The sequence below is a fragment of the Sporolactobacillus inulinus genome, from assembly GCF_006539285.1.
GTDB classification, from domain to species: Bacteria; Bacillota; Bacilli; order Bacillales; family Sporolactobacillaceae; genus Sporolactobacillus; species Sporolactobacillus inulinus.
The window spans coordinates 1-9,807 of sequence record NZ_BJMS01000063.1 but is presented as its reverse complement, the minus strand read 5'-3'; the positions used below and the strand labels follow the sequence as shown (position 1 = coordinate 9,807).

Sequence of the window (9,807 nt, the reverse complement as noted above, 5' to 3'; positions counted from 1 at the left end):
GATCAAAAGCCAGCAGCCCCGGCATCGCTACATCTCTGCAAATTCGTTCCAATTGACTTGGACGAATCATGTAGTATAAACTGAGGTTAGAAAAAAGTGATCAACGCTCTCGCGGGTCGTTTTGTTCTGCATGAATAGAGAAGCCCAGTTGGACAGGAGAGTAGTTGAGAAGGTGTTACTTTTTAAATGGTTTCTTTTTTAATGAAAGCGGTTAAGTGATAAATGTCTCATTGGTAAGTTTAAAAGGAACCACGCATACTGAGGGAAGAGGTGATGGACTTGCCTGGAAACGATTCTGGAAGAATTGAAAACTTTTTTCCAACGTTACGGATTCTTGATACTCAGGGGCATGTGATCAATGAACAAGCAAAGCCTGAGATGAGTAATGATGAGTTAAAGGAATTAATGCGGCGTATGGTCTATACGAGGGTTTGGGATCAGCGCGCGCTTAAACTTAATAGACAAGGAAGGCTCGGCTTTTATGCACCGGTCGCCGGACAAGAGGCATCAATGCTGGCGAGCGAGTTTGTGATGGACCAAGAAGATTGGCTGCTGCCGTCTTATCGGGACATACCGCAGCTTGTTTGGCACGGGCTGCCGCTTTACAAAGCTTTTCTTTATTCAAGAGGTCATTTTGAAGGCGGGCAATATCCCGAAGAATTAAAAGCGGTTATGCCGCAAATTATCATTGCGGCACAATGTACGCAAGCTGCAGGTATCGCACTGGGCTTGAAAAAACGCGAGAAAAAACAAGTTGCTTTTTGCTATTTTGGTGATGGGGCAACTTCACAGGGCGACTTCTATGAAGGCATGAACTTCGCCGGCGCGTATCGAGCGCCAGCAATCTTCATTTGTCAAAATAATCGTTTTGCCATTTCGGTACCGGTTGAAAAACAAACGGCAGCCGCCTCGTTGGCACAGAAAGCAGTTGCTGCAGGAATTCGAGGAATTCAGGTCGATGGCATGGATCCGCTTGCTGTTTATGCTGCTGCCCAAAAAGCACGCGAGCATGCCATTGCCGGAGACGGGCCGACGTTGATTGAAGCACTGACGTACCGTTACGGCCCGCATACCATGGCGGGGGATGACCCAACCCGGTATCGGACGGACGAACTTACAGGTGAATGGGAAAAGAGAGATCCGTTAATTCGTTTCCGCTTTTATCTTGAAAGGCTCGGACTTTGGTCACAGGAAGATGAAGAGCAGACGGCAGAGCAAGCGAGAGCGGATGTTGACGAAGCGTTGAAGCAGGCAGATCGGGTCTCAAAACAGAAAGTAACCGATTTGCTCGGCTTTATGTTTGAAAAACCTACTCAGAATATCCAGGAACAGTTGGATGCTTACAGCGCAAGGGAAGGGGATCAGCGATGACACAAATGACGATGATCCAGGCGATCACTGACGCCATGAGAACGGAATTGCGCAGAGACGATAATGTTCTTGTATTTGGCGAAGATGTTGCAAAAAACGGCGGTGTATTTCGGGCAACCGAAGGACTCTATGACGAATTTGGCGAGGATCGCGTATTTGATACTCCGCTTGCCGAATCGGGAATTGCCGGTTTGGCGCTTGGTCTTGCGCTCCAGCAATTCAGACCGGTTATGGAAATTCAATTTTTCGGATTCGTTTTCGAAGCTATGGATGGTATTGCATCTCAACTGGCACGGCTTAGGTATCGATCCGGCGGGCACTACCATGCGCCTGTAACGATTCGTTCCCCGTTTGGCGGCGGGGTGAAAACCCCTGAACTTCACGCAGATAATTTGGAAGGCCTCTTTGCCCAATGTCCTGGACTAAAAGTTGTCATTCCATCAAACCCCTATGATGCGAAGGGGATGCTGATTGCCGCTATTCGCGATAACGATCCGGTTCTCTTCCTTGAGCATATGAAACTGTACCGATCCTTTCGAGAGGAAGTGCCTAAGGAAGCCTATACGGTTGAATTAGGCAAGGCGAATATCGTTCGGGAGGGCAGCAGTCTTACACTGATTACGTATGGTGCCATGGTGCGCACTGCGTTGAAAGCAGCGGAACAACTGCAAAAAGAGGGCATTGAGTGTGAAATAATCGATCTTAGGACAATAAGCCCGCTCGATACGGAGACGATCGTCACGTCGATCCGAAAAACGAATCGTGCGGTTGTGGTTCAGGAGGCGCAGAAGCAAGCAGGTATTGCAGCACAAGTTATTGCTGAAATCAATGATCGTGCTTTGCTGCATCTTGAGGCCCCGGTCGGCAGGGTGAGCGCACCGGACTCTGTTTTCCCTTTTGCCTCTGCTGAGAATGTATGGCTGCCGAATGAAAAAGATATTATTGAACAAGTGAAAGCAACAGTCAACTTTTAAATAGAAGGTAACGGGAAAATCAGATCAGTGAAAGGAGTGAACCGCCGTTGGCCTATTTTTTTAAACTGCCTGATATTGGTGAAGGGATCCATGAAGGCGAAATTTTAAAATGGTTTGTGAAGCCCGGCGATACCGTACGTGAAGATGATACGCTCGCTGAGGTTCAAAATGATAAAGCAGTTGTTGAAATTCCTTCTCCGGTTAACGGAAAAGTGCTGGAACTCAATGCCGAAGAAGGCCAAGTGGTTGAAGTGGGCACCGTTGTGATCACACTTCAATCGGATGATGACACTACATCGCAAGCGACAGTAACTCAAGAAGAAGATGTTCACGCTGCCCAGCCGAGTCAAACGAATTCTGAGCGACCGGCTTCTAAGCCTGATTCGCAAAATGAGGCGATCGCAGATGGAAACCAAGCTGCGGAAAAGCATCAATTGGTGATCGCAATGCCATCCGTTCGAAAATATGCAAGAGATCACGGGATCAATCTGCAACAGATAACCGGAACAGGTCGCAATGGCCGCGTGCTGAAAGCGGATGTCGACCGCTTCATCAGTGGATCTGAGCTCTCTGAACAGTCCCCTGAATCACAGCAGCCGTTAAACGAAAGCGAGACTAAAGAAACAGGTGCCGAATCAAACGAGACGGCTTTTTCCAAAGGACCTGAAACACGTGAAAAATTGAAAGGTATCCGCCGGGCGATCGCCCGAGCAACGGCGCATTCCGTACAGACCGCACCACATGTTACGTTGATGGATGAAGTGGATGCGACGCTGCTCGTTTCACATAGAAAACAATATAAGGAAGAGGCGCAGACTCTGGGTGTTAAATTGACTTATCTCCCTTATCTCGTAAAAGCACTTGTGTCTGCGCTCAAGGCGTTTCCGATTTTAAATGCATCGATTGATGAAGAAAGTCAGGAAATTATTTACAAACACTATTACAATATAGGTATCGCTGCAAATACGGATGCCGGACTTGTCGTGCCTGTAGTGAAGCATGCTGAATCGAAATCGATGTATGCTCTTGCAAGTGAGATCCAGGAACTGGCGGAAAAAGCGCGTACTGGAAAACTGACTGCTGAAGAGATGAAGGGCGGAACCTGTACCCTCTCGAATATCGGCTCGGAAGGCGGCCAGTGGTTTACACCGGTGATCAACCAACCAGAATCCGCGATTCTTGGAGTCGGAAGAATTTCTGAAAAAGCCATCATACGCGATGGAGAGATCGTTGCTGCACCGATGCTTGCTCTGTCTATGAGCTTTGATCACCGTCTGATTGACGGCGCAACCGCTCAGAGGGCAATGAACCAAATAAAAAGGTTGTTAGTTGATCCGCAACGACTTATTTTGGAGGGGTAGAGATGGTTGTAGGTGAATTTACCACTGAAGTGGATACGGTTGTCATAGGAGCTGGTCCAGGCGGCTACGTTGCAGCGATACGAGCTGCACAGCTGGGCCAGAAAGTCATTGTTATTGAGAAACAGCATGTCGGCGGGGTATGCCTGAACGTCGGTTGCATCCCATCAAAAGCACTAATCTCAGCAAGCCACCGTTTTGAGCAAATGAATCATTCAGAATCAATGGGCATCAAAGCGGAAAATGTTCATGTTGATTTTCACAAAGTCCAGGAATGGAAGGGACAAATCGTTGATCGGTTAACCAGCGGTGTCAAAGGACTGTTTAAAGCGCATAATATTGAACGCGTTGAAGGAGAAGCTTTGTTTGTTGATAATGATGTCGTGCGCGTCAATCACGGCTATGAATCTTCGCGGTATAAATTTAATCATTGTATTATTGCCACCGGGTCATCACCAATTGAAATTCCCGGATTTAAGTGGAGCAGTCGTGTGTTGTCATCGACAGGCGCGCTTGCTCTTAAAGAAGTTCCGAAAAAATTAGTCGTTATCGGCGGGGGATATATTGGGATCGAGCTCAGCTCGGCACTTGCTGGATTTGGTACTGAGGTTGTCATTCTTGAAGGCTCACCGTCAATTTTACCTGCTTTTGAAAAACGGCTGATTGCACCGGTAAAAAAGAAACTTAAGGCAAAAGGAGTTTCTGTTTTTACCAAAGCGCTAGCAAAAGGTGTGGAAGAAACCGCAAACGGCGTTACCGTTACTGCTGAAGTAAAGGGCAAGACTCAGACTTTTGACGCGGACTATGTAATGGTGACGGTTGGACGCCGTCCGAACACGAGAGATCTTGGTCTTGATTTGGCTGGTGTTGAACTCGGTGAACGCGGCTTGATTCACGTAGATAAACAAGGGAAAACCACGAACGACAAGATTTATGCGATCGGTGATATTGTTTCAGGAATGGCACTTGCCCATAAGGCTTCCTATGAAGGCAAGATTGCTGCTGAGGCAATTTCAGGAGTGGCTTCGGAGGTAGACTACCGAGCGATGCCTGCCGTTGTCTTCTCTGATCCTGAGATTGCATCGGTTGGATTATCTGAAGAAGAAGCCGTAAAAGAAGGATACGAAGTCAAAACCGGCCAATTCCCGTTCGCAGCAAATGGGCGCGCACTCTCACTTGGCGAGTCGGACGGGTTCTTAAAAATTGTTTCGCGAGCTTCGGATGGCTTGGTTCTCGGTGCGCAGATTGTTGGCGTAAGTGCAAGTGATATGATTGCTGAATTTGGTTTGGCTGTTGAATCAGGAATGACCGTTGAAGATCTTGCTCTGACCATTCACGCCCATCCAACTTTAGGAGAAATTGCGATGGAAGCAGCAGATGTAGTCCTTGGCCATCCGATTCATATTGCAAAATGAAAACAAGAAGAAAAGCCTGAGCACAAGAGCTCAGGCTTTTTTTCTATAAAGGGGACGCTTTTTAAATGGTGCTGCGTAGCGCAAGTTCATAAAGAGGAAGCAGTTTAAGAATCTGTTCCTTTAAATAGGCGATTAGCTGTTCTTCGGACTTTGTGATTGCTTCCTGTTTCGGAATCACAACGCCACAGAGCAGCTCCGCTTTTTTTACCTTGGTCAGACGCATGAGTAATTGCTTCAGACCGTTCGCGGTGAGCTCACCCTGCAGTGCGTAATCAGCAGATGTGTGATCGGAAGACCAAGCAAAGTAAGACGGAAACGTTTGCATTAGGGTCGGCATATCCGTGAGCATCGCTTCACCCAGTTCCTTTTTGTGAGGATAATCGTCAATAAAAGCAAGCCAAAAGAAGAGATGACTCGGCCAAATTCCGAATTGAAAGTGGGGATGCTTTTTGTAGCCCCGTTTATCCTGTGCAAGTGCGAGCCATGTACTTTCCGGTGGATGAATCGTTCGCCTGGCGTGGCGTGCGATATGGGCACAGAAGGGTGGATCGGCCTGTTCCTTTTCGTTCAGAAACGGGATGAGCTGGTCCGCAATTCTTTGAAATTGCGGTTGAATCTGTTCACGGATAGCACTCATCCGTTCGTCCAATCCAGGCAGCCGCATGCAATTGAAATCAAGCGCAGTAAAACCATCCTGAGGCATCGTTGTACACTCCTTTATGTAGAAAATCTTAAACTAGCATACCATAGCTTGATCGGATTATTTATATCCAGTGTTTCTGAAAAACAATCATTTTAATGGTAATACACATTAATTTTCGCATAAACTAAAGAAACAACAAATCCGTAATTTGGTAAGATTCTAATTCGTTTCGAGCTCCTGTGAACGGCAAAAAAATGAAAGGAAGTGGCAATTGCCATGAAACAGCTTAACCAGACACTGAGCAGGAAGGATGCAGAAAAAAGAATTCCACAAGTGCGGATCGCAATTGACAGCGAGCTTACAGTACTGCATCGAGCTCTTGTCAATAAGGATGATAAAACAATTATACGCTGCAAACAAAAGCTGGAACGGTTGCGTCGCGAAATGCTTCTGCTAGAGATTTGAGCGGCTGATCATGGATATCGTTAAAAAAATAAACGTTTTATGAGAGGATATAATCACCGGCAGAAAGCGGTGATTTTTCTTTTTGCAGCTAAATGATGTACTATTGAGGGAGACAATGGTATAAGCGATTTGTAAGCTACAGGCGATGGAACACGTAGAATCGGGAGTTGACAGAAAAATGACGGAACGTGACTGGGACGCTCTTGGGCGGCAAGTAACTCAATGGATCAAAGAGGCAGGTGCACAGCTGCGTGCATCGCTGTCAACACCTTTGGAAATTAGCGAGAAGAGCGCACATAATGACCTGGTAACAAATATGGATCGTCACATTGAAAAATTTCTTATTGGAAAGATCCGCGCGGCGTATCCTGAGGATCGAATTGTTTCTGAAGAGGGTTTCGGTGACGGAGCGGTTGATACAAAGGGTGTGCTTTGGCTTCTTGATCCTATTGACGGGACGCTGAACTTTGTGATGCAGAAGCGCTTCTTTGCTGTTTCTATTGGCATATATGAGGAAGGGGAGGGGCGAGCGGCTTTTATTTACGATGTGATGGCGGATGAACTCTTCCATTGTATATGCGGCCGGGGCGCTTATCAGAATACGAAAAAGCTGGCGGCACTGACATCGGTTACGATTGAAGACAGTTTGATTGATCTAAGTGCGACTTGGCTGAAGCCCAACCGGTTGATCCACGAGGAGATCATGACGGAAATTGTGAAACGGTGCAGCGGGACTCGAGCTTATGGCGCGGCGTCTCTAGAACTCGCTTATGTAGCGGCCGGTTATTTGGATGCCTATTTTACAATGCGCCTTTCTCCTTGGGACTACGGTGCCGGCTTAATCCTGCTTCGAGAGGTCGGCGGCAGTTATTCCAGGGCAGAAGGGCAGCCGCTTAATATTCTGAGTAAGACGTCAGTGCTTGCGGCTCGACCGGGACTCCATCACTTCATTGCAGAACATGTATGCAAACAGGTCCAGGGCGGGAGATTCATCCGTGAACTTGATGGAGGGCACAACCATTAATCATGCCCTTGATTTCTCTGCTGGATCGCTTTCAGCATAAAGCCGACCCACATAAACAAAATGACCGCAAATGCTGAGAGAAGAGTTAGAATTGGCTGGCCCAGGACCATTCCTGCAACGATTCCAGCCAAACTTGCAGCCGTGCATATGATGACTAAGAATAAACCGATACGAAACATCGAATCGCCTCCTAAGATCATAATAAAACGAAAGTGGAAAAAGCACAAAAGCTTTGCCAACGCGCCGAAACAAAATTTCAACAGACGCAGAAAAAATTGACAATAGATCATAACTTGTGAGAAAATGATTTGCATGTGTATGTTTCGGCTAATTTATGCGAAGCGATTGGAAAAGATGAGGAGAGTAAGGAATAAATGACAAAATTAAGGGAAGAATTGCGGAATATCGCGATTATTGCACACGTCGACCATGGTAAAACGACATTAGTGGATAAACTGTTGTTGCAATCCGGGACGTTCCGCAAAAATCAGCACATTAATGAACGGGCAATGGATTCAAATGCAATTGAACGGGAACGTGGCATTACAATTCTGGCGAAGAACACGAGTCTCTCTTACAAAGACCATACAATAAATATTGTGGATACACCGGGACACGCAGACTTTGGCGGCGAAGTGGAACGAATTATGAAAATGGTTGACGGCGTTCTGCTGCTTGTTGACGCTTATGAAGGCTGCATGCCGCAAACACGTTTTGTATTAAAGAAAGCGCTGGAAGAACATCTGAAACCAATCGTTGTTGTAAACAAAATCGATAAGCCAATGGCTCGTCCGGCAGAAGTCGTTGATGAAGTGATTGACTTGTTTATTGACCTGGGCGCTGATGAGGATCAGCTCGAATTCCCGGTTGTTTATACATCTGCGGTAAATGGCGTTGCAGGAACAGATCCTGAACATGTTGACCAAGATATGAGCGTTGTTCTGGATATGATACTGAAGTATGCTCCGGCACCGGTTGACAATCGCGACGAAAGCCTACAGTTCCAAGTGACGATGCTCGATTACAATGATTATGTCGGCCGTATTGGTATTGGCCGAATTTATCGAGGAAAGATCAAGGTCGGAGAAGAAGCGGTACTTGTCAAAAATGCCGGTGAAAGTGTTGAAAAGTTCCGCATCACCAAGCTTTTTGGCTATCACGCCCTGAAACGGACGGAGATTCAAGAAGCATGTTCCGGTGATATTATCGCGATAACCGGTGTTTCCGATATTGATATTGGCGATACTATTAATGATGTGGAGCACGTTGATCCGCTTGAACCGCTTCGCATTGACGAACCAACCTTGAAAATGACTTTTCTGCCTAATACGAGTCCTTTTGCAGGTCAGGAAGGGGACTACGTGACAAGCCGAAAAATTGAAGATCGACTCATGGCGGAAATGGAACGCGACGTCAGCTTGAAAGTTGAGTCGGCATCGAACTCTCATGACTCTTGGATCGTTTCTGGACGTGGGGAACTTCACTTGTCGATCTTAATTGAAACCATGCGCCGAGAAGGCTACGAGCTCTCTGTATCGAAGCCGAGCGTTATTACGAAGGAAGTTGACGGCAAGCTGTGCGAACCGTATGAATCTGTTCAAATTGATGTACCGGAGGAATATGTCGGTGCAGTCATTGAATCGATGGGGAAACGCAAAGCCGAATTGAAAGATATGCGCCAGGAGCAGCCGGGGCAAACACGTCTGACGTTCATGATTCCTTCTCGCGGTTTGATTGGCTATAATCGTCAGTTTATGGCGGATACGCGCGGTTACGGTATTCTGAACCATACCTTTGATCACTTTGCTCCGTTTATCAAAGAGGAAATCGGCGGGCGCCGAAATGGTGTGCTGGTTTCGATGGATCAAGGACAAACGACGGCGTATTCGCTTGCTGCACTTGAGGATCGCGGTGAGATGTTCGTCGGACCGGGCGTCAATGTTTATGAAGGCATGATCGTTGGCGAACATAACCGTGAAAACGATTTGACTGTGAATGTTACGAAAGCAAAACACGCGTCCAACGTACGTTCCTCGAACAAGGATCAAACCGTAACTTTGAAAGAGGCTCGTAAATTGTCCCTTGAAGATTCGCTTTCTTACTTGAATGATGATGAATACTGTGAGATTACACCTAAGAGTGTTCGGATGCGCAAGAAGATTTTGAACAAAGGCGAACGTGAACGTTTTGAACGCCGAGGAAGCAAGATTCCGAAGTATAACGGCTGATTTTCTAAATAAGATCAGCATTTTAATACAGACTTGTTCCGTTTTCGAAAAACTGAACGCAGCATGAGATACTTTGCTCGATGGTTGAAATTCCGATCGTTAATCGGACTTCAACCATCGAGTTTTTTTGTTTCTGACTCATTGTACGATTAAGCGGATCGCTGAACATATCTGTCCTAAAATCATCGGAGCATCCGTTAATATAAAACCCCCTTAAGCGGACTGATTAGCGTCCATCTTAAAGGGGAGCAGAACATACATCTCTTTATTTTAGAAAGCTTGGCTTTGCCAAGCCTCTGGCGCAGGCGAAGTCGCCGCCCGCGACGGCC

Annotated in this window: 9 protein-coding genes; 7 read left to right on the top strand and 2 right to left on the bottom strand. The window is 46.7% G+C overall.

Annotated elements, in window-relative coordinates:
• The first annotated feature begins 273 nt into the window (after positions 1-273).
• From pdhA to lpdA, 4 genes are read left to right on the top strand one after another with little or no spacing between them, the layout of a single operon-like run.
• Positions 274-1,371 (top strand): pyruvate dehydrogenase (acetyl-transferring) E1 component subunit alpha, encoded by a 1,098-nt coding sequence (pdhA, locus tag SIN01_RS09495; protein WP_010026178.1) that lies wholly within the window; start codon positions 274-276, stop codon positions 1,369-1,371.
• Complete coding sequence (locus tag SIN01_RS09490; protein ID WP_010026176.1) at positions 1,368-2,345, top strand: alpha-ketoacid dehydrogenase subunit beta; 978 nt, start codon at positions 1,368-1,370, stop codon at positions 2,343-2,345. The genes pdhA and SIN01_RS09490 overlap by 4 nt, the downstream gene beginning before the upstream one ends.
• A 47-nt stretch (positions 2,346-2,392) precedes the next feature.
• Complete coding sequence (locus SIN01_RS09485; RefSeq protein ID WP_010026174.1) at positions 2,393-3,706, top strand: dihydrolipoamide acetyltransferase family protein; 1,314 nt, start codon at positions 2,393-2,395, stop codon at positions 3,704-3,706.
• 2 nt (positions 3,707-3,708) lie between these two features.
• Positions 3,709-5,118 (top strand): dihydrolipoyl dehydrogenase, encoded by a 1,410-nt coding sequence (gene lpdA / locus SIN01_RS09480; RefSeq protein ID WP_010026173.1) that lies wholly within the window; start codon positions 3,709-3,711, stop codon positions 5,116-5,118.
• A gap of 61 nt (positions 5,119-5,179) precedes the next feature.
• Here lpdA and SIN01_RS09475 read toward each other — a convergent pair whose 3' ends face one another.
• Positions 5,180-5,821 (bottom strand): YktB family protein, encoded by a 642-nt coding sequence (locus tag SIN01_RS09475; RefSeq protein WP_010026172.1) that lies wholly within the window; start codon positions 5,819-5,821, stop codon positions 5,180-5,182.
• A gap of 216 nt (positions 5,822-6,037) precedes the next feature.
• On the opposite strand from SIN01_RS09475, the gene SIN01_RS09470 reads away from it, so the two are divergent.
• The gene (locus tag SIN01_RS09470) at positions 6,038-6,226 is read left to right on the top strand and encodes a YkzI domain-containing protein (RefSeq protein WP_010026171.1); all 189 of its coding nucleotides are present in this window, start codon (positions 6,038-6,040) and stop codon (positions 6,224-6,226) included.
• A 178-nt stretch (positions 6,227-6,404) separates the two neighbouring features.
• The gene (locus SIN01_RS09465) at positions 6,405-7,250 is read left to right on the top strand and encodes an inositol monophosphatase family protein (RefSeq protein ID WP_010026170.1); all 846 of its coding nucleotides are present in this window, start codon (positions 6,405-6,407) and stop codon (positions 7,248-7,250) included.
• Here SIN01_RS09465 and SIN01_RS09460 read toward each other — a convergent pair.
• Positions 7,247-7,429: a hypothetical protein gene (locus tag SIN01_RS09460; protein WP_010026169.1), complete on the bottom strand. Its 183-nt coding sequence runs from the start codon at positions 7,427-7,429 to the stop codon at positions 7,247-7,249. The two genes, SIN01_RS09465 and SIN01_RS09460, sit on opposite strands and share 4 nt — an antisense overlap.
• A gap of 195 nt (positions 7,430-7,624) precedes the next feature.
• Here SIN01_RS09460 and typA point away from each other — a divergent pair, with 195 nt between their 5' ends.
• A complete protein-coding gene (typA, locus tag SIN01_RS09455; protein WP_010026167.1) occupies positions 7,625-9,478 on the top strand; it encodes a translational GTPase TypA in 1,854 nt (617 codons plus the stop codon).
• Positions 9,479-9,807: the final 329 nt, after the last annotated feature.